Source organism: Halotalea alkalilenta, from assembly GCF_001648175.1.
Taxonomy (GTDB): domain Bacteria; phylum Pseudomonadota; class Gammaproteobacteria; order Pseudomonadales; family Halomonadaceae; genus Halotalea; species Halotalea alkalilenta_A.
This window is the reverse complement of record NZ_CP015243.1, coordinates 3400882-3424227: the sequence shown is the minus strand read 5'-3', so window position 1 is coordinate 3424227 and position 23346 is coordinate 3400882. Positions and strand designations below refer to the sequence as shown.

Annotated in this window: 13 protein-coding genes, 4 tRNA genes and 3 pseudogenes; 14 read left to right on the top strand and 6 right to left on the bottom strand. The window is 61.9% G+C overall.

What is annotated here, in order from left to right; all coding sequences use genetic code 11:
• The first annotated feature begins 9 nt into the window (after positions 1-9).
• Positions 10-1335, top strand: a complete 1326-nt coding sequence (locus A5892_RS15315) for an FG-GAP repeat domain-containing protein (protein ID WP_223302694.1) — start codon at positions 10-12, stop codon at positions 1333-1335.
• Positions 1336-1532: 197 nt separating this feature from the next.
• On the opposite strand, the gene A5892_RS19955 is transcribed toward A5892_RS15315, so the two are convergent.
• The 3 genes from A5892_RS19955 to A5892_RS15290 all read right to left on the bottom strand — a co-directional run bounded on the left by A5892_RS19955 (position 1533) and on the right by A5892_RS15290 (position 5444).
• Positions 1533-2998, bottom strand: a protein-coding gene (locus A5892_RS19955) for an IS1182 family transposase (protein WP_411431756.1) whose coding sequence is annotated in 2 segments (ribosomal slippage) — positions 1533-2426 and positions 2429-2998 — 1464 coding nt in all. Because the reading frame shifts where the segments join, the coding sequence is not laid out codon by codon here.
• Positions 2999-3144: 146 nt separating this feature from the next.
• The gene (gene htpX / locus A5892_RS15295; protein WP_064123515.1) at positions 3145-4053 is read right to left on the bottom strand and encodes a protease HtpX; all 909 of its coding nucleotides are present in this window, start codon (positions 4051-4053) and stop codon (positions 3145-3147) included.
• 176 nt (positions 4054-4229) lie between these two features.
• Complete coding sequence (locus A5892_RS15290) at positions 4230-5444, bottom strand: pyridoxal phosphate-dependent aminotransferase (RefSeq protein WP_064123514.1); 1215 nt, start codon at positions 5442-5444, stop codon at positions 4230-4232.
• A gap of 179 nt (positions 5445-5623) precedes the next feature.
• Here A5892_RS15290 and A5892_RS15285 point away from each other — a divergent pair, with 179 nt between their 5' ends.
• On the top strand, positions 5624-6796 hold the full coding sequence (locus A5892_RS15285; RefSeq protein ID WP_064123513.1) for an anhydro-N-acetylmuramic acid kinase: 1173 nt from the start codon (positions 5624-5626) through the stop codon (positions 6794-6796).
• 40 nt (positions 6797-6836) lie between these two features.
• On the opposite strand, the gene ylqF is transcribed toward A5892_RS15285, so the two are convergent.
• Complete coding sequence (gene ylqF / locus A5892_RS15280; RefSeq protein ID WP_064123512.1) at positions 6837-7778, bottom strand: ribosome biogenesis GTPase YlqF; 942 nt, start codon at positions 7776-7778, stop codon at positions 6837-6839.
• Between the two features lie 275 nt (positions 7779-8053).
• Between ylqF and A5892_RS15275 the strand changes: the two genes are divergently transcribed.
• The gene (locus A5892_RS15275; RefSeq protein ID WP_190295623.1) at positions 8054-9334 is read left to right on the top strand and encodes an acyltransferase family protein; all 1281 of its coding nucleotides are present in this window, start codon (positions 8054-8056) and stop codon (positions 9332-9334) included.
• Position 9335: 1 nt separating this feature from the next.
• On the opposite strand, the gene msrB is transcribed toward A5892_RS15275, so the two are convergent.
• Positions 9336-9743, bottom strand: coding sequence for a peptide-methionine (R)-S-oxide reductase MsrB (gene msrB, locus A5892_RS15270; protein ID WP_027351529.1), 408 nt, complete (start codon positions 9741-9743; stop codon positions 9336-9338).
• Between the two features lie 345 nt (positions 9744-10088).
• On the opposite strand from msrB, the gene A5892_RS15265 reads away from it, so the two are divergent.
• The 6 genes and pseudogenes from A5892_RS15265 (at position 10089) to A5892_RS15230 (ending at position 12539) form a co-directional block, all read left to right on the top strand.
• Positions 10089-10164, top strand: a tRNA-Glu gene (locus tag A5892_RS15265).
• Positions 10165-10199: 35 nt separating this feature from the next.
• Positions 10200-10275 (top strand) — tRNA-Gly (locus A5892_RS15260).
• Between the two features lie 3 nt (positions 10276-10278).
• Positions 10279-10354: transfer RNA gene (locus tag A5892_RS15255), tRNA-Glu, on the top strand.
• Between the two features lie 28 nt (positions 10355-10382).
• Positions 10383-10458: transfer RNA gene (locus A5892_RS15250), tRNA-Gly, on the top strand.
• A gap of 369 nt (positions 10459-10827) precedes the next feature.
• Positions 10828-11946, top strand: a pseudogene (locus A5892_RS20315) (IS3 family transposase).
• A gap of 215 nt (positions 11947-12161) precedes the next feature.
• Positions 12162-12539: a hypothetical protein gene (locus A5892_RS15230; RefSeq protein ID WP_064123509.1), complete on the top strand. Its 378-nt coding sequence runs from the start codon at positions 12162-12164 to the stop codon at positions 12537-12539.
• A 9-nt stretch (positions 12540-12548) separates the two neighbouring features.
• Here A5892_RS15230 and A5892_RS15225 read toward each other — a convergent pair.
• Positions 12549-13652: pseudogene (locus A5892_RS15225) on the bottom strand (IS3 family transposase).
• A gap of 262 nt (positions 13653-13914) precedes the next feature.
• On the opposite strand from A5892_RS15225, the gene A5892_RS15215 reads away from it, so the two are divergent.
• From A5892_RS15215 to A5892_RS15190, 5 genes and pseudogenes are all read left to right on the top strand, one after another.
• Positions 13915-15111, top strand: a complete 1197-nt coding sequence (locus tag A5892_RS15215; protein WP_223302692.1) for an Eco57I restriction-modification methylase domain-containing protein — start codon at positions 13915-13917, stop codon at positions 15109-15111.
• 23 nt (positions 15112-15134) lie between these two features.
• Positions 15135-17930 (top strand): hypothetical protein, encoded by a 2796-nt coding sequence (locus A5892_RS15210; protein ID WP_064123507.1) that lies wholly within the window; start codon positions 15135-15137, stop codon positions 17928-17930.
• On the top strand, positions 17927-19252 hold the full coding sequence (locus A5892_RS20540) for a hypothetical protein (protein WP_064123506.1): 1326 nt from the start codon (positions 17927-17929) through the stop codon (positions 19250-19252). Before A5892_RS15210 ends, A5892_RS20540 begins: the two co-directional genes overlap by 4 nt.
• Positions 19206-20309: pseudogene (locus A5892_RS15195) on the top strand (IS3 family transposase). The gene A5892_RS20540 and the pseudogene A5892_RS15195 overlap by 47 nt, the downstream one beginning before the upstream one ends.
• 226 nt (positions 20310-20535) lie before the next feature.
• Positions 20536-23346 carry a DEAD/DEAH box helicase family protein gene (locus A5892_RS15190; RefSeq protein WP_223302691.1) on the top strand — a complete coding sequence of 937 codons (2811 nt, stop codon included), beginning with the start codon at positions 20536-20538 and terminating at the stop codon, positions 23344-23346.

Below are 23346 nucleotides of genomic sequence, written 5' to 3'. Positions count from 1 at the left end.
TTCGTCATGATGCTGGCGACCACAATCACGGGTTGCGCCGCCACCAATGCCACCACCAGCGCCGACAGCTCGGTTCGAGACCCTGCGACCGACGCATTCGTGCTGATTCCTGAGGCGCCTTCTTCTGCTTTCGTCGACGCGACCGCTCCCAACGTACCGATCGCCCCGAGCCTGCATGCCACCGATTCGGTCTTCCTGGATGTCGATCACGATGGCGACCTGGATGTGGTGATCTCCGTCGAGTACGGCGTCAATCGCCTGTATCTCAACGACGGCACCGGCAAGCTTACCTATGTGCCGGATGCGTTCGGCAAGGAGATTCACGACAGCGAACATGTCCGCGCTGCGGATTTCGATGGCGACGGCAACATGGATGTGGTCTTCGTGGCCGAATCCGATGAGGTTCACCAGCTGTTCCTGGGCGATGGCAAAGGCGGCTTCATCGACGCAAGCGACCGCCTGCCGGCCACCAGTCAGGGCAATGCGCTGGCGACCGGCGACCTGAACGGCGATGGTCTTCCGGACATCTTCATCGGCAGCACCGGGGAGACCGGCCATGCACCGGATGCGCCGATCCTTCCCGCCAGGAACCTGCTGTTCCTCAATGACCCCGAGCGGCCCGGGCATTTCATCGATGCCACGCAGACGAATCTGCCGGATTCCAACGACCAGACGGAGGGTGTCGCACTCGCGGATGTGAATGGCGACGGCCATCTCGACATCGTTCTCGCCAGCCCGGCATTTCCGAACCGGCTATTGATCAACGACGGAACCGGTCGTTTCACCGATGAGTCCGACAGGCTCGATCTACGCGTGCCGATGGAGAGCCGGGAGGTGCACGTCTTCGATGCGAATGGCGATGGCCATCAGGACATCGTTTTCTTTAGCATCACCAGCAACAACTTCGGTTGGGACAAGGATCCGCAGACTCGGCTTTTGATCAACGACGGCAGCGGCCACTTCCGCGACGAGACCGAGAGCCGCCTTCCTTCCCACACCTTCTCCAGCTGGGCGGGCACCGTGGTCGACTTCAATGGCGATGGAGCGCCGGACCTGCTGGTCGGGGCGATACAGGTGCCTGGCTTCGTACCGCAGCAGCTTCGGGCGTGGCAGAACGACGGCGAGGGGAATTTCACCGATGTGACTTCATCCGTGGTGCCCGGCGTGACGGTCGGCCGCAGCTGGAGCATGGGCAAAGGCGATCTCGACGGCGACGGCAAGGACGATGTCTTGATCGGCGGTTGGGGCACCCAGGCCAGGCTGCTGCTCAGCGATATCGAGGCGTACCAAGCCTCGCTGCCGCCACTGCCCAAGCTGGAACCAAGTGCTCGCTAATGGTGCTGGAGACTTTCGTGGTGTGAGTTCGGGGCTCGCGCAAGGGGTGTCGATTTAGCGCGGGCCAGCGAAACAGCCATGACCAGGTGGATGGATGCTCACCTCATTGCCTAACAAGGAAAGCGCGGCCCTGAGGGCCGCGCCGCGCCAGACTGCTGACGAACCCTGCCTTTACAGGCAGGGTTCGTCATTTCAGTTCAAACCACCCACTTTGCGTGCAGATACCCAGGGAATCGGTAGATGACGGTCATGGCGCTCATCAACGCCTCACAGCGCCGTTGAACAACGCTCCAGGCCCCAAAAATGGATGAAAATAGCCGGCGCATCCGCGCCAAGGCCATCTTCTTCAGGTTTTGGCAGGCTGCGGCGAGCAGACACTGCTCTCTCACCCGAGCCAGCCCCCGCATCCGAGCGTAGCGATGGCCGTGTAGCTGTTTGGCATCGGCGAAGCTTCGCTCCACCGTCTCCTTTCGTCGCTTGTAGAGCCCTCGCCCATAGTCGCTCAACCGGTGGCTCTCGATACGCTCCTTGGCGTCCTCCCAGACGTGCCGGGTCACCAGCTTGGTGTGATTGGCGCTTCTCGTGCAGGAAGTCAGTCGTGGGCAGTGCCGACAAATGGCAGGGTCACTGCGGTAGTGCCGATAACCATGGCGGTCGGTGGTGGCGTAGATCAGCCCGTGTCGCTCTGGACAGAGATAGGCATCCTGCTCGGCCTCGTAAACGAAGGCCCGCTTGGGCAGATAGCCCTCACGTTTATTAGGACGGCGGTAACCGATGACGCCATAGAGATCGCGTTCTTCGATGCCTTGGCAAAGGGCGGCGGTGAAATACCCAGCGTCTAATCCCACCGCGAGCGGCGCTAGATCGAAACGTTGGCATTGGTGGTCGAGCCGCGCGAGATAAGGCGTGCTATCCGCCACGTTGGCAGGAGTCACGTAGGTATCGGTGATGATCGCGCATCGGCCATCGACGGTACGGTGATCGAGGTAGAAAAAGCCGGTGGGTTTGCCATCTCGCACCATGTAGCCACTGTCGGGGTCGGTAGTGCTGATCTTCTTCTCGACCGTCTCGGTGACTGCGGCACGTGGCGTCAGTGCTTTTTTCCGTGCTTGGCACGATCCTCCTCGACGGCGTCATCCAGGGCATCGAGATAGCCGGCGGTGCTCCGCTGAACCTGCTCGCGTACGAAGCGCGTCTTGTTGGCGTTCGCCTTGAGGTGCGTGCTGTCGGTATAAAGCACTTCACCGCCCACCAGTCCTTGCACGATGGCCTGTTCGACCACGGTGTCGAAAATCTCCTGATGGATGGTGTTATCGCTGAAGCGTCGTCGTCGGTTCTGGCTGATCGTCGAGGCATCCGGCACCTTGTCGGTCAGGCTGAGACCGAGAAACCAGCGATAGGCGACGTTGACCTGGATCTCACGCATCAATTGGCGTTCGCTGCGCACCCCGAACAAGTAGCCGATGAACAAGGCCTTGAACAGCATGACGGGATCGAGCGCGGGGCGGCCATTATCGGCGCAGTAGAGATGGCGGACCTTGTCGCGGATGAAGGAGAAATCGAGGGTGGCGTCGATGTGACGCAGCAGGTGATCAGACGGCACCAGCTCTTCAAGCGTGACCATTTCGAGCTGATGTTGATGAGGAGAGGGCTCTCGCAGCACGGCGGCATACTCGCAAAGGGTATGCCTTCATCAAAACAAAGCCCTGGCGGTGAGGCCAGGACTTTGTCAGCAGTCTGGCGCGGCCCTGAGGGCCGCGCTTTCTTTGGCGAGTGGACTGCATCACGTCGAAAGTGATGATGCGAGGTTCACTCACGATAGGCGGCTTCCTTCAGCGCGCGAATGCGGTCGTCCAGCGGCGGGTGGCTGGCGAACAGCTTCTGCAGCAGCTGGCGGGTCCGGCCCTGGGTGATCGCCATCGCGGTCATCGATGCCGGCATCTGGTCGGGAAGCTGGGTTTCCGCCTTGAGCCGGGAGAGCGCATTGATCATCGCACCGCTGCCGGCGAGCCGTGCACCGGCGGCGTCGGCGCGGTATTCGCGCCAGCGCGAGAACCAGGCGACGATCATGCTGGCGAGGATGCCGAAGACGATCTCGAGCACGGTGACGACGACGAAGTAGCCCATGAAACCGAGTGCGTTGCCGTTATCGCTGCCGCGGCTCAGGAAGGCGTTGATCGCTTGGGCGACGATACGGGCGAAGAACATCACGAAGGTGTTCACCACGCCCTGGATCAGGGTCAGGGTGACCATGTCGCCGTTGGCGACGTGGCCGATCTCGTGGGCCAGTACCGCGCGGACTTCCTCCGGGCGCATCTGCTGCATCAGCCCGGCGGATACCGCGACCAGTGCGTCGTTGCGGTTCCAGCCGGTGGCGAAGGCGTTGGACTGCTGGGCGGGGAAGATCCCGACATCGGGCATCTTGATCCCCGCGTCGCGGGCGAGCTCGGCGACGGTGTCGAGCAGCCACTGCTCCTGCGAATTGCGCGGCTGCTCGATGATCTGGGTGCCGGTGCTCATCTTGGCCATGGTCTTCGACATGAACAGCGAGATGATCGAGCCGACCATGCCGAACACGAAGCAGACGATCAGCAGGCTCATCGGATCGGCGCCGGTTGCCTGGTAGAGATAGGCGTCGACGCCAAGCAGTCTCAGGGTGATGCTCGCGACCAGTACGACCGCCAGGTTGGTAGCGAGAAAGAGGGCGATCCTCATCATGGCGAGGCTGTCTCCAAGGTTGTTTTCACTGCGCCGTCCGAGCGGATGGGGCTCGTCGCGGATGGGGAAACCGTTCGACCAAGGTCGAAACGGCGCGGACCTGAGCCCTAGATAAGGGGGCCGAGGGGAATATTCAAGATGCCCTTAAGCGCTGGTTCATGCCCGGCCCCCGGACGTCAGCGCCTGCGGGCGAGAAAGCGGGCGAGTCGATCGATCGCCTCAACCAGCTGTTCACAATGGGGCAGGGTGACGATACGCAAGTGGTCTGGGGTCGGCCAGTTGAAGGCGGTGCCCTGGACCAGCAGGATCTTCTCCTCCAGCAGCAGTTCGAGCACCAGCTTCTGGTCGTCTTCGATCGCGTAGATCTCCGGGTCCAGGCGCGGGAACATGTACAGCGCTCCCTTCGGCTTGACGCAGCTGACGCCGGGAATCGCGTTGAGCTTCTCCCAGGCGACATCGCGCTGGGCGCGCAGCCGCCCGCCGGGCAGCACCAGGTCGTTGATCGACTGATAGCCGCCGAGCGCGGTCTGGATCGCATGCTGGGAGGGGACGTTGGCGCACAGTCGCATCGAGGCGAGCATGTTGATGCCCTGGAGGAAGTCCTCGGCGTGGCGGCGCTCGCCCGAGATCACCATCCAGCCGGCGCGAAAGCCCGCGCAGCGATAGTTCTTCGACAGCCCGTTCATGGTCAGGATCAGCACGTCGTCGGCGAGCGAGGCGGTGGAAACGTGCTCCGCGTCGTCGTAGAGGATCTTGTCGTAGATCTCATCGGAGAACACGATCAGCCCATGCTCGCGGGCGATGGCGATGATCCCGCGCAGAGTCTCGGCCGAATAAAGCGCGCCGGTCGGGTTGTTCGGGTTGATGATAACCAGCGCCTTGGTCCGGGAGCTGATCTTGGCGCGGATGTCTTCGAGGTCCGGCTGCCAGTCCCGCTGCTCGTCGCACAGGTAGTGCACCGCGCGCCCGCCGGCGAGGTGGGTGGCGGCGGTCCACAGCGGGTAGTCCGGGGCCGGCAGCAGCACTTCGTCGCCATCGTCGAGCAGCGCCTGCATCACCATCATGATCAGCTCGGAGACGCCGTTGCCGATGTAGACATCCTCGATGCCGACGCCCTTGATGCCCTTGCGCTGGCTCTCCTGCATGATCGCCTTGCGCGCCGAGTAGAGCCCCTTCGAGTCGCAGTAGCCTTGCGCGGTGGGCAGGTTGCGCATCACGTCCTGGAGGATCTCCTCCGGCGCTTCGAAACCGAACGGGGCAGGGTTGCCGATGTTGAGCTTGAGGATGCGCTGGCCTTCGTCTTCCAGTCGCTTGGCGTGTTCCAGCACGGGACCGCGGATGTCGTAACAGACGTGGTCGAGCTTGTGGGACTTGCGGATCGGGGCGTTCATGGCTTGGAAATCGGAAACCCTGCTGACGGCAATGGTGAGGTTGGGGACGGCGGCGGGCGCAACAGCGCACCAGCATACTCCTTCGCTGGCCGGGCGCGCCACGCCTTGCGGTGGTGGATCGAGCTGGCATCATGGCAGGGCCTGCTCCCGCGGGCGCCCACTGACACCTTGGAGTCGCGATGAACGTCATCGGCATGATGTCCGGCACTTCCTTCGATGCCATCGACGCGGCTTGCGCCGAGATCACCCTGATCGACCACCGCCTGCGCCTGCGCCCGCTGGGCATGCTCAGCCGTCCTTATTCCCAGGCCGTGGCCACCAGGCTTGCGCGGGCGCTGCCACCGGCGGCTACCGACCTTGCCACGCTGTGCCGGCTCGATACCGAGATCGGCCAGGCGTTCGCCGAGCTCGCCCTCGAGGCCGACCGCGGCCTCTGCGGTGGGTGCGCGGCGCTGATCGCCTCCCACGGCCAGACGGTCTATCACTGGGTCGAGGCGGGGCAGGTCGAGGGCACGCTGCAAATCGGCCAGCCGGCCTGGATAGCCGAGCGCACCGGCAAGCCGGTGGTCGCCGACTTTCGCCCGCGCGACGTCGCCGCTGGCGGCCAGGGCGCGCCGCTGGTCAGCGCGATCGATGCGATGTGGCTGCGCGGCCGGCCGGGGCGGCCCGCGGCGCTCAACCTGGGCGGGATCGCCAATCTGACCCTGGTACCGGAGAGCGGTGAGCCGCTGGCCTTCGACAGCGGCCCGGCCAATGCGCTGATCGACGCCGCGGTACGCCTGTTCAGCGCGGACCGCGAGCACTTCGACCGTAACGGTGACTGGGCGGCCCGGGGCCGGGTCGATGAGACGTGGCTCAGTGAGCTGCTGGCCGAGCCCTACTATCTCCGACCGGCACCGAAGACCACCGGCAAGGAGCTTTTCAACCTCGCCTATCTGCAGCGAGCGCTGGCGCGACGACCGGGAATCGCCCCGGGGGACGCGCTGGCGACGCTTACCGCGCTGAGTGCCGAGAGCGTCGCCAGCGCGGCGCGTGGGCTGGGCGTCACCGAACTGGTGGTGTCCGGCGGCGGGACGCGCAATCCGCTGCTGATGACGATGCTCGAGCGCGCGCTCGGCGGCGTCCGGGTGACCAGTGCCGATGCGCTGGGGCTGCCTTCGGCGGCCAAGGAAGCTTACGCCTTCGCGCTGCTCGGCTTCCTCACCTGGCATGGGCTGCCCGGTACGGTGGCGAGCTGCACAGGCGCCCGCGGGCCACGAGTGCTCGGCGCGATCACCCCGGGCGCGCAGGCGCTGACACTGCCTGCGCCGGCGTGCCCGAGCCGGCCGCTGAGCCTCGAGATCGTCGGCTGAGCATGGGGGATAGCGGGCGCAAGAGGCGGAGTGGTTCGGCTCAGCCGGTCTGCTCTTCCTCCGGTCCGCCCGGCGCGGGGATGTCCTCGGGGGCCTCGAGGCTCAGCCTGCCGAGCTTGCCGTCGCGCAGCTCATGGAGCAGCACCTCGGCGCCGCGGTGGAGATCGAGTACGCCGCCGCTCTTGAGACCGCCGCGCTTGCGCGCGATCTCGGCGATGATCGTTTGGCCGTCGAAACCGGCCAGCGCCTGCAGGTCGATCTTGCGCGGACCGTCGGCCTCGATCTCGACGACTTCGGCGGGGGCGACGTAGGCCGGCAGGTCGGTCAGCTTGTAGCGGGCCTTGAGCGCCTCGGGGTAGCGCCGGGCCAGCTCGGCGGCGGTGATCGTCGCGACATCGAGGTAGTCGAGCGCGGTATCGCGGATCGCGCCACTGGCTGCCAGCCGATAGCCACTGGCCTGGTCTTCGATCTTCGGCCACAGCACGCCGGGGGTATCGGTCAGCGCGATGCCATTGTCGAGACGCACGACCTGCTGGCGCTTGGTCACCGCCGGCTCGTTGCCGACCTTGGCGATCTTGCGCCCGGCGAGGTTGTTGATCAGCGTCGATTTACCGACGTTGGGGATGCCCATCACCATCACCCGGACGTCGCGATCGGCCCTGACCTGGCCGGCGAGGTCACGACACAGCGCGGGAATTCTCTTCAGCGCACGCTGGTCGCTGGTGACCATCGCCAGCGCTTGGGTGTTCGGCTGAGCGTCGAAATGGGCACACCACGCCTCGGTGAGCCTGGGGTCGGCGAGATCCGCGCGGGAGAGGATCTTGAGCACCGGCTTGTGCCGGGTCAGTTCGGCGAGCATCGGATTGGCGCTCGAGTAGGGCAGGCGGGCATCGAGTACCTCGATCACCACGTCTATCGCCGGCAGCGCCTCCTTGATCTGGCGGCGCGCCTTGTTCATGTGTCCGGGAAACCAACCGAGCATCGCGTATTACCTGTGCCTGCGTATGAGTGCGCATTCTATTCGCTGGGCCAGCGCCGGGCCACCGCCGGTGGTCGGGGCGGGGCCCGGCCATCCGCCATTCGTGGCGGGGGTGGATAGGACCAATGGCCCTGGCGATAATCCTGACGATATGTAAGGTAGACTTAATTTACACCGTGCAATCGATCCTGCTTCGACTACAATTCGCGCCTTTCGCGACGGGCGGGTGCTCCAGAGGGGCGGCTCCGGGCGGGTAGCTTCGTCGAACAGGAGGCAGAGTGAAGACATCGATACCAAGTTCCGCTTCCGGTCGCGAGCGATTCTACGGCTTGGAGTGGCTGCGCTTTCTGATGGCGCTGTCCATGGTGGTCTACCACTTCGGTGGGCTCTATGGGGATCTGCCGCTGGTCGCACGCAAGATCATCGGCATGGGGTTCTTCGCCACCAGCACCTTCTTCATGCTTTCCGGCTTCCTGCTCGCCCACGTCGCGCTCGATGCCGCGGGCCGTTTGAAGGGCAGCGCGCCGGCCTTCGTCGCCAGGCGGCTGTGCAATCTCTACCCGATCCACCTGATCACGCTGCTGCTCGCTCTCAGCCTGCTGCTGTTCCAGTACCCGATCGTGCCGGAGGGGGTCTACGTCTATTACAACTCCCACCCCTATGTGGCGCCCGATGCGCAGCTGCGCGAGCTGTTCGGCGCGCGGCTGCCCTGGGTCTCGGCGATCGAGCACATCGGCCTTCAGCTTTTCCTGCTCCAGGCGTGGGAGCCGCGATTCCTGTGGCTCAACGGCGCCTCATGGTCGATTTCGGCGCTGTTCTTCTTCTATCTCTGCTTTCCCTCGGTGGCCCCTCGGCTGATGGGGATACGCCGCTGGGGTCTGGCTTTGCTGGCGATCTGGGGCCTCTACATGCTCGGTCCGCTGCTCGCGACCCTGAGCCAGGCGTTCGATCACGTCACCGTGGGACTGTTGCACCGCAATCCGCTGTTCAGGTTGCCTGAGTTCCTCGTCGGCATCCTGCTCTACCGGGCGCATCGCGAGGCGTGGGTACGTGATGCACTGATTCGGCACCGGCACGCGCTGATCACCCTGGCGCTGTGCGGTGTTCCCCTCGGCGCGTGGCTGCTCACCCTGGACGGCACCAATTTCTACTATCTGGTCCACAATGGCCTGCTGCTGCCCTTCCAGGCACTGCTGCTGCTCGGTGCCAGCGCGCTGCGAGCGCCGCGCGGCGAAAAGAGCAAGCGCCTCGCCCAGCGGCTCGGTGAGGCGGCGCTGTGCATCTTCGTGCTGCATACGCCGCTGATCGGCCCCTTCGCCCGGGCGACTCGCTGGTCGATCGAGCAGGGCGCGGCGATCATGCAGCTCGACATCAAAGTCATCGGTCTGCGCGAGCTGCCGATATGGAGCATGCCCTTCCATCTGCTCGCGATCGTCGCGCTGGCGCTGTCCGTCCAGCGGTGGGTGGTGGCGCCGACGCGAAGCTGGCTGGAGGCGCGGCTGCCGCGCGCCTGGCAACGACAGCCAAAGCGCGAGGCGCAGCGCAGCTCCACGGCATGAGTCACTCGTCCGCGCGGAACTTCAGTGCCACCGAGTTGATGCAGTAGCGAAGTCCGGTGGTGTCCTGCGGGCCGTCGGGGAATACGTGGCCGAGGTGGGCATCGCAGCGTCGGCAGGTAACTTCGATACGGCGCATGCCATGGCTGGTATCGATGTGCTCTTCGACCGCCGCATCGGCAAGCGGCCGATCGAAGCTTGGCCAGCCGCAGTGCGAGGCGAATTTGTCGTCGTTGCGAAAAAGCGGCGCGTCGCAGCACACGCAGTGGAAGGTGCCGATCACCGGCGCGACTTCATAGTCGCCGCTGAACGGTGGTTCGGTGCCTGCCTCGCGCGTCACCCGGTATTGCTCGGGGGTAAGCGTCTCGCGCCATTCGGCGGCGCTCTTGGTGACTTTTTCCTGATCGCTCATCTCTCTCTCCTCATCGGTCGCGGTCGGTCAGCGCCTTGCCAGGGCGCTCGATGCCCTCACCGGGTGAGGGCATCTCGCTGAGAGATGGGGGCGTGGGCAGCGATTAAAAAGCGTCACTGCGCGCGTACCCGCCATATCGTATCTCCCGCGTCGTCAGCGACCAGCCGTCGCTGCAAGGCAGGTAACTCAGCCGATGGATCCCGCGTGCCTGCTTGGGCTCGAATTTAAGCCGGGAGATCGAGTGCGCGACGAAGAAAATGGGCGGATATCAATACGCTATTGACACTCCCAGGGGTGATGGGTAACATGCGCGCCACCTGATCGAGACACCGAGACGGCAGCAACGTCCCGTTCGTCTAGTGGCCTAGGACACCGCCCTTTCACGGCGGTAACAAGGGTTCGAACCCCTTACGGGACGCCACTTCATCTCGATGTTCTTCAGGCTGCGAAGTACAGGCGGGAATAGCTCAGTTGGTAGAGCGCCACCTTGCCAAGGTGGAGGTCGCGAGTTCGAGCCTCGTTTCCCGCTCCATGCGTCCCATTCGTCTAGTGGTCCAGGACACCGCCCTTTCACGGCGGTAACAGGGGTTCGAACCCCCTATGGGACGCCACTTCTTCTTCGCTTGGCTGCACTGTTACGCGGGAATAGCTCAGTTGGTAGAGCGCCACCTTGCCAAGGTGGAGGTCGCGAGTTCGAGCCTCGTTTCCCGCTCCAAGATTTTCGTCCATGGACATCCACTGACGCCCATAGATGATTGAAAGAAGGCCGAAAACTTTGTTTTTCGGCCTTTTTTTCGTCCAGCATCGTCTACTGGCGTCCGTCTACAGCCACGCGATTTAAGGCCATTTTTGAGTCCATTTTTTTGAGCTGCATTCGCGGCGGATGGACAGGCTCTCGCGCAGTCGATCCGCATAGATGTTTCAATCCAGGCCTTTTGCTCTGGATGGATGGACTTACGGATTTCGCGATACGGCAGGCAAAAGCCACCGGCCGCCCTTACTGACCTGCCCCCGGAATATCGGTACAGGTCAAAACTAGAGGTAAGGTTGCTTCTCAGCGCCTCAAACGGGGCGAGGAGTAGCCATGAAACGGTCGAGATTTACCGAAGAGCAGATCGCCTATGCACTGCGATTGGCCGAGAGCGGCACGCCGGTGGTCGACGTCTGTCGGCAGCTTGGCGTGTCGGAGGCGACCTTCTATACCTGGAAGAAGAAGTACGCCGACTTCGGCGTAAGCGAGCTGCGCAAGCTCAAGCAACTCGAAGACGAGAACGCACGCCTGCGACGTATCGTCGCCGACCTGACGCTGGATAAGCAGATCCTGCAAGAGGTGGTGCGAAAAAAAGTCTGAAGGCTGCCAAACGGCGCGAGTTGGCGGCTTGGATGCAAGAGCGTTTCCAGATAAGCGTGCAGCGTTCCTGCGCGCTGGCGCTGCTGCAGCGCTCGACCTGATATGCGAAGAGTCGCGCACGAGATCAAAATGCGCTGCGCCAGCGTATCCGGGACATCGCCATGAGTCGTCCACGGTTTGGCTACCGACGGGTGCTGGTGATGCTGCATCGCGAGGGCTGGGATGTGGGCAAAAAGCGCGTCTATCGGCTCTACAGCCAGGAGGGACTGCAACTGCGGATGAAGGTCAAGCGCCGCAAGCGGCATCGCCCTGCTGCGCGGCAAGCCGCCAGTGCCCACCGGGCCGAATCAGCACTGGAGCATGGATTTCGTTCATGACCAGATGCTTGACGGACGCCGCTTTCGCATCCTGACGGTCATCGATCAATGGAGTCGCGAGAGTGTCTGTCTGGAGGCCAACTTCCGGCAGACCGGCCGTGCGGTTGGCCAGGCTTTGGATCGTTCTGCGGTCTTGCGCGGATGGCCCAAATCCATCACCGTGGATAACGGGACAGAGTTCACATCCCGCGCCTTGGACGACTGGGCATACCGGCGCGGCGTAAAACTCGACTACACGCGACCCGGCAAGCCGACCGATAATGGCCTGATCGAGTCATTCAATGGCCGGCTGCGTGACGAATTCCTTAACGTGCATGAATTCGTCACGCTATACGATCTCCAAGAAAAAATGAAGGCTTGGCAACACGACTACAACCATCATCGTCCCCACGGTTCGCTTGGCCATCTGACCCCAAGCGAGTTCGTCCAAAAGTGGTCAGTAAAACCCAAAGAGGCAACCCCTCTCCAGTTTTAAACCGTCCAGTTTCTGGGGGCAGGTCAACACACTACCCAAATCGGTAGTCGCATGCTGTGCAAACAGGGCCGGACATCGAACGGCGATATGCTGACCCTGCCCCAACGTGAGCACTAGATCGCCGAGATAACTGGGAGGAGTCAACGCTTGCGCTACCCCCGTTGCACATCAGACTGCAGGCATCGCTGCTGGGTTTACCTGCGGGGAGCCCAGGTGTGAGCCAACCTTCTCGCTTGGCGCTGCTGCGCCGAATTCGGCTTCTTGGCAAAGTAGCGAGCGAGCTCAACTGCAATGCCACGACCGTTGCCGGCACGGCCCTTCGGTTGTGGTGCAAGCAGCAGTTCAAGTTCGCACCGACGCCGAAGTTGCCGTCATCCAGTGAGCTCGCAGCCACTCCCGAGCTCAGGAACCTCGTGGAGCTGCTCCAAGAGATGGACTTCCTCGAGGCCTCGTACTGGCTGAGCTCAGCATACGCGATGCTCACCCATGAGACCTATCGCAAGAAGCTAGCGATGTTCTTCACGCCAGCTTCGCTAACGCGGGGGCTTCTCGACGACCTTGCCGCACACGCGACGTCCCCCCGCTTTCAGTAGCGGGACCATTTAGAGCCCGGGGTTACTGTAGCTGAGCTTCTGCCAGTTGTTTTGCGTGGGCGGCGGGCGTCAGCCCGCCGAGTGATTTCTTTGGTCGTTCCTCGTTGTATTCCCGCCGCCAGCGCTCGATCTCGCTTCGGGCATGCAGCAGCGTCGGGAACCAGTGTTCGTTGAGGCATTCGTCGCGCAGGCGCCCGTTGAAGGACTCGACGTAAGCGTTTTGATTCGGCTTGCCCGGCTGGATCAAGCGCAGCATCACGCCCCGCTCGTGCGCCCAGGCCACCATCGCCTTGCCGCAGAACTCCTTGCCGTTGTCCGTTCGGACCACCTTCGGCAGGCCACGGCTTAGCGCCAGGCGGTCGAGCACACGACTGACCCCGTGCCCGGAAATCGCGCGTTCGACTTCGATCGCCACAGCTTCGTGGCTCGCGTCGTCCACGATCACCAGGCACTTGATGACGCGGCCGTCGGCCGTGCGGTCGAAGATGAAGTCCATCGACCACACTTCATTGGCCGCAACCGGACGGATCAGCGGTTGCCGCTCGCTCACCGGCACCTTCTTGCGCTTGCGTCTCCGCACCTGCAGCTTCGCGTGCTGATACAGCCGCTCCACGCGTTTGTAATTCACGGTATGGCCGCCTTGCCGCAGCTTGAGATAGATCATGCCCACGCCGTAGCGCTTGTGCCGATGCGCCAATGCCTGGATCTGCGCCCGCAGTTCGACATTGCGATCCGGACGAGGTGTGTAACGCAGTGCGCTGGCGCTCATGCCCACCGCGCGCAAAGCGCGCCGCTCGCTGAGTCCTTTTCCGACCATGTAGCGCACCTGCTCACGACGGGCCGGTGCGCTCACCATTTTTTTCGCAGTACGTCCTTGATCACCTCGTTCTCGAGGACTTGCTCGGCCAGCAGCTTCTTCAGACGCGCATTCTCGACTTCGAGTTCCTTGAGCCGCTTGGCTTCGGAAACATTCATCCCGCCGAACTTGCTGCGCCACAGGTAGTACGACGCCTCGCTGAAGCCATGCCGGCGGCACAGCTCCTTGACCGGCAGGCCGGCCTCGGCCTCACGCAGGAAGCCGATGATCTGTTCTTCGCTGAAACGCTTCTTCACGTCCAATCTCCTTCTCGTTCGGGATTGGACTCCAAAGCTGCCTGCTACTCAAGTGCGGGGGGACGTCGCACGGGGTCGATTTCGGCAAGCACAGCTTCTTGGACCCAGCCTGCGGAGGCGCAGCGTTTCTGGCGCCCATCGCCTTCCGCATGAGAGAAGAGCTAGAGGCTCGGGGACTCGCACCCAGAGCAAGGCTTAAGCACATCGAGCGGCACCTATTTGGGATGGACAAGGACGCAACACTGTGCAAGCTGTCCTATACATGGCGCTGCACAAGGACATCGAAGATTCCGGCTATATACCAACGTTCACCGTCGAGGCAGCCGACTCGTTAAAAAGCCACGGCGACAGACTAGGACGTCGAGATGTCGTCGTCTGCAACCCGCCCTACCGTAAGCTTGCGGCCGAAGAGGTCGCATCGCTTGACCCTACTTTCGCGCAGGTCGCCGAAGCTCAGCCGAACCTCTACAGCATCTTCATCTTCCATTGTGTGCGGCTGGTCCGCCGAGGTGGCGTGGTTGCGCTCGTGACCCCGACCAGTTTCCTGTCCGGCCGATACTTCAGCGGCCTGCGTAGCTTTCTTATCCGCAATACAGATGTCAAGCACATCGGCATGGTCAGTGAGCGCAAGGGCGTCTTCATCGACGTAGAGCAAGAAACCGCTCTGACCGTGCTGCGTCGCCGAGCGCCAGACAACAGGACCGTGGCGCAGGCCAAAGTCTCAGTGGTTTCAGTAGAAGGCAAGTACACCCCGGTCGGGACATCTGTTCTGCCCAATGGCGGTTCAGTGTGGCCGATACCTCGAGCAGTGGCCGATGTTGAGCTCTTGAAGAGAGCTGCGGCTAGCGAGTTCAGGCTCGCCGACTATGGCTACAGGATTCGCATCGGCGCATACGTCTGGAACCGTGACAAGCGCCCCAGGTACAACACGTTGCGGGACGTGCTCGAGGCCAAGACGAAGACGGCGGTCCCACTTATCTGGTCGCGCGACATTTCCCCGGGTGGCGATCTGACCTTTGACCCTGAGCGCAAGGTGGACGGTCACAACTTTGTCGACTTGGGAGACAAACTTCACCCTGCGGTCATACGTCAGAGCTGTGTCGTCATGCAGCGTGTAACTTCGAACGACCAACCGCGACGGCTCGTCGTGGCATCTGTCCAGCCACCCTTTTTCCTAGTCCACGGTGGCTTCGTTGGGGAAAACCATATCGTCATTCTCGAGCCATCCGTTGACCTGCCCGAGCTACAACCCAAAGACCTTGCTGATTTGCTTGGTACGCAAACAGTCGACCGAATCTACCGATGCATCTCTGGGGCGACCAACGTCTCCTCTTTCGAACTCTCTCAGCTCGCGTTGCCTGACCCGGCGACACTGAAGAAGTACCGCAGTCACGGAAGCTCTATGGAACAAGCGGTGAACCGCTCATATGGGTTTGACCTCTCCGGGGTAGTTAAATAAGCCAAGAATTAGGAGGTTTCCTAATGTCACTGTTCAAGTCACTTGCCGACCGTCAAGCGGACCGGGAGAAATCGCTCCAACGGCAAACTGACCGAGTCAAACAAATCGCTGCGCGACACCACGCAACGGCCGCTGTTCCCCCGGCAAAGACCACGTCCAAGCCGCTGACCCAAGGGCTGGTAAATCCGAGTAGCGAGCCACCGGCAGTAGCGGAACGTGTGCAGCAGGCGCTTATCCCGCTGTTTCGTGATGACAGTACTGAGCCAAGCGCCCCTTCGTCAGCCCTGATTGCATTGGCCGACCTTTATCTGCATGCTGCGCAGCACCGAACCCGCCACATCGCCATGGTGTGGCCCGCGAGTCTCAAGACGCTAACACTGGTGCATGCGCTGGCTACATTGGCCCGCTGGCATGAAGGCGACAAACAGGGGGTCCGCGGCCTTTTGTTCCCCGTTAAGTCGAACGCTTTCCATCCACTGAACCACATACATTTTGAGCGTCAGGCGGTCTTGAGCATCGCCAGAAGCCTCGAAGAGGTCAATCCCAACCCGAGGGTCACAAGGTCGCTTCCAGACAAGGACGCCTTTCACTTCTGGTTGACCGACCGCAGCTTGCCCAAGCTACAAGGGGATGCTCTTAACCCGACAATCGGCGAGCTGTTGCCGCACTTCCTCGCCCCCGGTGATTTCAAGGGCTGGCAGCCTTGCCACGAGAGATTGCTTGCGCTCATTCGTGCCAAGGTGCTCCGCCGCACCAGTACCAAGGCGTTGCAACAGAACACGGAGCCCTTCGGACAGCCCGGAACAGCACCGGACGCACTTTTCGCTCTCGACGCCCGTATGAGCGAAGACGACCTGCGAAGGGCCTGCCGTGAGCTGGCACGCGTTGGGCCGCCTGAAGTGGTCATGATTATGGCCACCCGAGCCGTCCGTTTTGAAGGCCCAGGCTGGCGAGGCCGCTTGGTGCGCTTCTGCCTCATGCTGGAAGAGACGTTTCCGCAATGCCCTCCGGGTGTGGTCATCGTGACGGATGAGCCCCACGCTGCATACAGGCTCAAGAATGAGCTCTGGGATAAGAACAGCAAGCGAGACCCTGCCAAGCGCTGGAAGACTCCGCACGAATTTAAGATATGCGGGGTTCCGAGCACTGTTGATGCGGAGGGCCTGCTTGCGCCAGGTGCAGCCGAGGCGTCGTTCCCCTCGCCGCGCGAGTTCGATGTGCACATCGTGGACTCTGCTGTCGCCAAGGTCGCAAACAGGCTCGTTCGCATCGCGCAGAACGCGCCCGGCGGCAGGGAGAACGCTCGGGCTCTCATAGACGCTGCGGGCTACATATCGCGCATTGCTGCACTGCCATGCGGCGTGATGCACATGTCCGAGTACTTGGCGAGTCCCGACGTGTCTACCCGGACTCGCGCGGCCTTCGACTGGCCTCTGCACATGGGGGCGGTAAACGATTTCGAACGGACAGTCGGTGTCGGCGCAGACCGCCCCGCGCTCTTGGACTCCTTGGCTCGTGCATCAACTCTCTTCGGGAACTACAGCAAGGCGACGCCGTTCGCACACAAGCTCGCAGAGATCGTTGCCGCCGCGGCTGCGCGCAAGCGCCGAAGCATAGCAGTGGTGTTTACAAACGCCCTCTATCGCCGCTTGGCCGAGCGCTTTCTCCAAGGCTACGACCAGTTTCCAGGGGACGTCGCATTTAGCTCGTTCCAGGAGCGCGTCCACTTTTTGTCGGCCACGCACCTTGAAGAGCACCTCCCCGACCTCGAGGGCTCCACCTTGGTCTTCGCTGGTTTGAACGAAGACTGTCTGCGCTTGCTCCTGACGAACGACCAGATTCCGGGGCACTCGGTTGTGCTGTTGACGCAGCGCGCGGGCCAGTTCTTGCGCGCGACGTTAAAGCCGATCGCCGAGAGTTTCTCGGAGTTTCGCTCCTACAAGCCTCGTATCGACTCTATCCTTTGCCAACTGAAAGACCTGCCTGAGGACGCTTCGGTCCTATCGACGAGCGACTACGTTCTACCCACATTCCGCGTCGAGCTTTCTTCCGACATCTCAACAGCCAATGGTGAAGTAGACCCGGATTCTTGGGCAATTCGGCTGGAAAACGGCGTCACGCAGTATCGACGGGACACCTCCGAGGTCTACGTCTACGATCCGGTGTCACATCACGCATCAGAGGCGGGATTTCGGACGTGTTTGGTTCGCTCGCTAGAACCTGGCGACAAGCTCTTTGTGATGTCCGCAGAACTCAGGGAAATGGTTGAACAGGTGCTCCAGGATGCCGAGGTTCCTATTCAGACGGACACGACGTTTGAGGCCGCTCTACGCAGCTACCACGAACAAGTTCAAAAACGCTTTGCGCAGCGATTCCCTACAGGTACGGTTCAAGACAAGGTTCGAGAAATGCGGCAGGCCATCCTTGCCGTTGACGGCCGCCTGGAAGCTGACTTGGCGAAGGAGCAGGCCATGCGTCACTGGATTGACCTCGGCAACTCCACCAACACACCATTCGACCAGCTCAGGCCTCAGGCGCCGTTGCGCGAATCAGCCTTCAGGGCCTTCGCCCAGGTTCTTGGATTTTCTCCGCTTGAAGCGGCCTACCAGTGGCAGCGCGTCATCATGGCCGTGCGCAACTCTCGGCGTCTCGATGGGCGGCATGTCTCCGACATCTATACCTACATGCTCCTGCAGCCCGAATCCGCGATGGCTAACTCAAGCATCAAGAGACAAACACTTATGACGCTGTTCGAAAAGGCACGTTCTAGCGTGGTGACGGTTGAGAGTGCCAATCCTCTAAAGGAGACCAAGCAATGAGCCAGCCTCTCCTGCGCGCAGACCCAGCGTTGGTGTGTTCGACCCTTAAGGAGGCGGTCGTTGATGGCCTGTTGAACCTCACCTACTCGAAGCTCAGCGGTAACGGGCCCAGTGGCCAATACCTGTTCGGTGCCCGACCACGAGCGCTGCTTAACTCCGGATTCATCCTCCCACAGAAGAACCCAACCGGCGACGACGAGGTGACTTCGCCTATCTGGGTCTCGTCGCATGGGATTCAGATGCAACTCAACACCGGGACAGCTTCCGTGGTCAAGGTGTCCCCGCGCTTCTCGATATACGTTCGCGCACTCCCAAGGGAAGATGACCTAAAGCGGCCCAACTGCCGGCCAGTCTTCATGCTTCGCCAATCGGTAGTCGCGGAGCTGAAAGCAGAGCGTGATAAGCGGCTAGACGAGGCCTGGGACAAGGTTAAAGGTGAATACACCGCTCGGTGGAAGCACCCGCAGTGGGCTGAGACCAGGACTAAGGTCGTCGAAGCAATCTATGCCGAGAAGGGCATCCCACACCGCCTACTCACGGCAGACCTGCCGCAGGAGATTGCCGAGGAAGACGCTCTAGTCGAGGCAGCCTCCGCTGAGGACGATGCCGGCGAGTTGACCAAGGAGGGCATGGCTGTTCCGGCTACGTATGGGTTACCCATCAAGGACGAGCACTTTGAGCCGCTGAGCGTGCCCCACAAGTGGTTCAGGCTTGAGGTTGTACTGCCCGACCTCGAACTGGACACCGCAAAGTCCGCCGAACAGCTCGAGCATGACATTGCGGACCATGCCGCACACATGAATGCAGCAGTGCTCAAGCGGCTGGAGGACTGGTTCAAGAGCGACGACTCCGAAACTGGCGGCAAGGCTTGGGGCTACCGACACGACCTGCAGATTCCAGCGAGCCAATACACGAAGTGGTCGGAGTTCCTTGACCGAGTGCGCAAGTCAGACCTCCGCATCGCCATTCCGGACATCAAGCTTTCCTGGAATCTCGAACTCCACACCGACTGGCTGGACCCTTCGAAGCGCAATCTGTTCATCGCGCTGGAGAATGTCAGCCAAATGCCTCGGCAGTTCGCCGACGAGACCGAAGAGTCCATCTTTCAAACCTCGCTGCGACTTGAGCTGCCAGCAGCACTGCATCAACCTTTGAAGTTGGAGCGTATCGAACCCTCCTACCGCTACAACAAGTATTTGGCCTACCCCGACGTCCCCCCGCACTTGAGTAGCAGGCAGCTTTGGAGTCCAATCCCGAACGAGAAGGAGATTGGACGTGAAGAAGCGTTTCAGCGAAGAACAGATCATCGGCTTCCTGCGTGAGGCCGAGGCCGGCCTGCCGGTCAAGGAGCTGTGCCGCCGGCATGGCTTCAGCGAGGCGTCGTACTACCTGTGGCGCAGCAAGTTCGGCGGGATGAATGTTTCCGAAGCCAAGCGGCTCAAGGAACTCGAAGTCGAGAATGCGCGTCTGAAGAAGCTGCTGGCCGAGCAAGTCCTCGAGAACGAGGTGATCAAGGACGTACTGCGAAAAAAATGGTGAGCGCACCGGCCCGTCGTGAGCAGGTGCGCTACATGGTCGGAAAAGGACTCAGCGAGCGGCGCGCTTTGCGCGCGGTGGGCATGAGCGCCAGCGCACTGCGTTACACACCTCGTCCGGATCGCAATGTCGAACTGCGGGCGCAGATCCAGGCATTGGCGCATCGGCACAAGCGCTACGGCGTGGGCATGATCTATCTCAAGCTGCGGCAAGGCGGCCATACCGTGAATTACAAACGCGTGGAGCGGCTGTATCAGCACGCGAAGCTGCAGGTGCGGAGACGCAAGCGCAAGAAGGTGCCGGTGAGCGAGCGGCAACCGCTGATCCGTCCGGTTGCGGCCAATGAAGTGTGGTCGATGGACTTCATCTTCGACCGCACGGCCGACGGCCGCGTCATCAAGTGCCTGGTGATCGTGGACGACGCGAGCCACGAAGCTGTGGCGATCGAAGTCGAACGCGCGATTTCCGGGCACGGGGTCAGTCGTGTGCTCGACCGCCTGGCGCTAAGCCGTGGCCTGCCGAAGGTGGTCCGAACGGACAACGGCAAGGAGTTCTGCGGCAAGGCGATGGTGGCCTGGGCGCACGAGCGGGGCGTGATGCTGCGCTTGATCCAGCCGGGCAAGCCGAATCAAAACGCTTACGTCGAGTCCTTCAACGGGCGCCTGCGCGACGAATGCCTCAACGAACACTGGTTCCCGACGCTGCTGCATGCCCGAAGCGAGATCGAGCGCTGGCGGCGGGAATACAACGAGGAACGACCAAAGAAATCACTCGGCGGGCTGACGCCCGCCGCCCACGCAAAACAACTGGCAGAAGCTCAGCTACAGTAACCCCGGGCTCTAAATGGTCCCGCTACTGAAAGCGGGGGGACGTCGACCCAGCTATGGGCCACAATTGTGGCGTCGAGCGCGTACAGTCCAGGGTAGGCGCGCTGATCCTGCAAACTACGTGGACGCCCAGATACATCCAGCCTCGAATCGTGCCCACGAGCGCCAACGGTGTGCAACGTCTTGTCCGAGCGCTGGCCGCACCCAGCGGACTGGACGGCTTGGCGCCGCTGGTTCCTGCGATGGACACGTGGCTGAAGGAGCTCCCGTCACAGGTCAAGACAGCCGAGGGCCTGGACCTATCTGACACTGCCGGAGCAGCCCGCGAGGCCGATGCCTTCAAGGCCGACCTCTTGAAGTGGCGGTCGGAGCTGAACTCGGTCGACGCCGGTATTAAGTGCCTGCAGGAGTCCAAAACAGCATGGAAGGCCCGCGGAGCCCAGACGGACAAGAAGGCTGTTGTCTTTGAAGCCTGGCTAGCGATGAACGAAGCCATGGCCGACTTCATGAAGGCTCGGTTCAAACGTGATGACAACGAGTGGCGCCTGTTCCAACTGGCGTTCGTCATTGCGAATATTCCAGCCTTGGCCTCACGTATACCGGAGTTCGCTCACCTCTTCGACGAGAAACGCGACGACGCCGTCACACTGCTGTACTTCGCAACCGGTGGGGGCAAGTCCGAGGCCTTCTTCGGCTTGCTCCTGTTCAATCTCATGCTTGACCGGTTGCGTGGCAAGCATCGAGGCGTGACCTCGTTGATTCGATACCCACTTCGTCTGCTCACCATTCAGCAGGCTCAACGCTGCGCCCGCGTCCTCGCACACGGCGAGCGTGTGCGGCGAAGTCGCGGCTACGGCGGAGAGCCGCTCTCCATTGGCTTCTGGGTCGGCAGCGGAGGCTCGCCGAACCGGCACAGCACAAAGGGCGTCAAGAGCATTCCACTGGCAAGTGCTGCGCCGCCAACGCCTGCCAACGAGGAAGCACTCAGGTCGAACGACTCAAAGTACTCCGCAGCGATGCGGGCATGGAGGAAGTTGCCCAAGTGCCCCTTCTGCGGCAGCGAGACTGCGCTGCGGCTCTTCTCAGAGCACGGCGACCAGACGCTGGGCCACGTCTGCACGGACATCAAGTGCGACTCGAATAGCGACACATGGAGGCCTTTGCCTTTCTATATTGTTGACGAGGACATCTACGACCTAGCACCGTCAGTGCTTCTGGGCACCGTCGACAAGCTGGCACTCATCGGACACTCGGGCCGAACCATTCGCCGCATCTACGGCATGTTCGGGGCTGCCCCTTGGTACAGCCCAGCGTCGGGGCGCCTCTACATCCCAGAGAACAAGGAACTCGCAGCGGGCCCCACCGCGAAGGGCATGGCCGGCGTCTATCCCGCTTACAAGGGTGGTCAAAAGCTCTTTCACGACCCGTTTCCCAGCCTCATTATCCAGGACGAGGCCCACCTGCTCGATGAGTCGCTGGGGACGTTCGCAGGCCTGTTTGAGTCGACGCTGGACGCCATATTCGCTCACCTTGCCAGGCCATTGACGGGTCTTGTGGCAGTGGACACGCAAGGCAAGCGCCGACGGGCGAAGGTGATTGCGGCTTCCGCGACAGTCTCCGACCCGGAACGGCAGCTTGAACACCTGTACCAGCGGTCCATTCCGGCGACCCAGTTCCCTGAGCCTGGTCCATCCATCTACGAGTCGTTCTACGCGAAGCCTTCTGAAGCTGCGCCGGAGGATACGGAGCGGCGCGCAAATCCAGATGTTGAGATTGCAAGTCGTCAAGCGCGCGTCTACACGGCGTTCATGACCAACGGGAAGCCACACACGTCGACAAGCGTCTCGGTCTTGTCCGGCTTCCACCTCACTGTCACACGCCTGTTCGACCTCCTGACCGCAGGCGGGGACTCAGGGCTGCACGAGGCAAGGGACGAGCTGATTGGTCACATCTCGGCCGGCCCTCTCCAAGCCTTACACCAGCAGGCCCTCAGCATTGCCAGCGCTTCAGAATTGGCAACACTGGTTGACCTGCACCGCATTGCGTTGACCTACGTGACTAACAAGAAGGGTGGCGACCAAATCATGGCCGCAGAGGCCGAGGAGACGCGCAAGCGGCATCTGAATGAAGGCATTCCTTTGGAGGGCATCGACACGCGCCTTATTACGGGCTCGGTCGAACAAGGCGAGATTCAGGGCGTCGTCGATACCGCACAAAGGCGCGTGAACCCTGGCGAGACCCTTCCACCCATCCGAGAGCAGATGCGGTCTGTCATCGCGACATCTGCCATCTCTCACGGCGTCGACGTTGATGAGTTCAACTCGATGTTCTTTGCGGGTATGCCCTCGGACATTGCTGAATACATCCAAGCTTCTTCGCGGGTCGGGCGGACTCACATCGGCTTTGTAGTGCTTGTGCCAACGCCGCAGCGCCGGCGTGACCGACATATCGTCCACGTCTACGACATCTTCCACCGCTTCCTTGAGCGCATGGTCCAGCCGGCGGCCATCGACCGATGGGCCGAGAAGGCCATCGAGCGCGTGTTCCCCAGCCTATTCCAGGCCTACTTGTTGGGGGTTATTCCGAGCCGGGAGCTGTTGCGCTTGCCTGAGGACGAGAAGAGCAAGACGCCTGACTTCAGTTTCATCCCCAATGTCCGCGCCGAGTTCAAGGCTCGAGGCGACGCATTCCTGGATGAAATCGACAAGTTCGTCGAACTGGCGGTGGGGCTACGAGACGGCTTCTCGCCAGAGGGAGAAGAACACTATCGGCGCCGCATTGACCAGCGCACGCGTAACCTGATTGTTGATACTTGGAGCAGCCCGGTTTGGGGCAGCGGCACCATGGATGGCTTTTTCAAGGGGCAGACGGACCCGATGCTCAAACCCATGACATCGCTTCGGGATGTTGACCAAGGCGGTGTCATTCAAGCATCGCTACGGGATGCAACCGGGCATCGGCAGACTCTCCCCGAGGTTCAGTTGGTGATGGACATGGTGCGAAACGGCGTGGCTGACAGCGGTGGCGCAGACAACACTCAGACTGGAGATTGA

Excerpts from the sequence above, each read along its gene's own strand:
- A5892_RS15315 (WP_223302694.1), top strand. The coding sequence starts at position 10 with ATGCTGGCGACCACAATCACGGGTTGCGCCGCCACCAATGCCACCACC.
- htpX (WP_064123515.1), bottom strand. The coding sequence starts at position 4,053 with ATGATGAGGATCGCCCTCTTTCTCGCTACCAACCTGGCGGTCGTACTG.
- A5892_RS15290 (WP_064123514.1), bottom strand. The coding sequence starts at position 5,444 with ATGAACGCCCCGATCCGCAAGTCCCACAAGCTCGACCACGTCTGTTAC.
- A5892_RS15285 (WP_064123513.1), top strand. The coding sequence starts at position 5,624 with ATGAACGTCATCGGCATGATGTCCGGCACTTCCTTCGATGCCATCGAC.
- ylqF (WP_064123512.1), bottom strand. The coding sequence starts at position 7,778 with ATGCTCGGTTGGTTTCCCGGACACATGAACAAGGCGCGCCGCCAGATC.
- msrB (WP_027351529.1), bottom strand. The coding sequence starts at position 9,743 with ATGAGCGATCAGGAAAAAGTCACCAAGAGCGCCGCCGAATGGCGCGAG.
- A5892_RS15215 (WP_223302692.1), top strand. The coding sequence starts at position 13,915 with ATGGCGCTGCACAAGGACATCGAAGATTCCGGCTATATACCAACGTTC.
- A5892_RS15210 (WP_064123507.1), top strand. The coding sequence starts at position 15,135 with ATGTCACTGTTCAAGTCACTTGCCGACCGTCAAGCGGACCGGGAGAAA.
- A5892_RS20540 (WP_064123506.1), top strand. The coding sequence starts at position 17,927 with ATGAGCCAGCCTCTCCTGCGCGCAGACCCAGCGTTGGTGTGTTCGACC.
- A5892_RS15190 (WP_223302691.1), top strand. The coding sequence starts at position 20,536 with ATGGACACGTGGCTGAAGGAGCTCCCGTCACAGGTCAAGACAGCCGAG.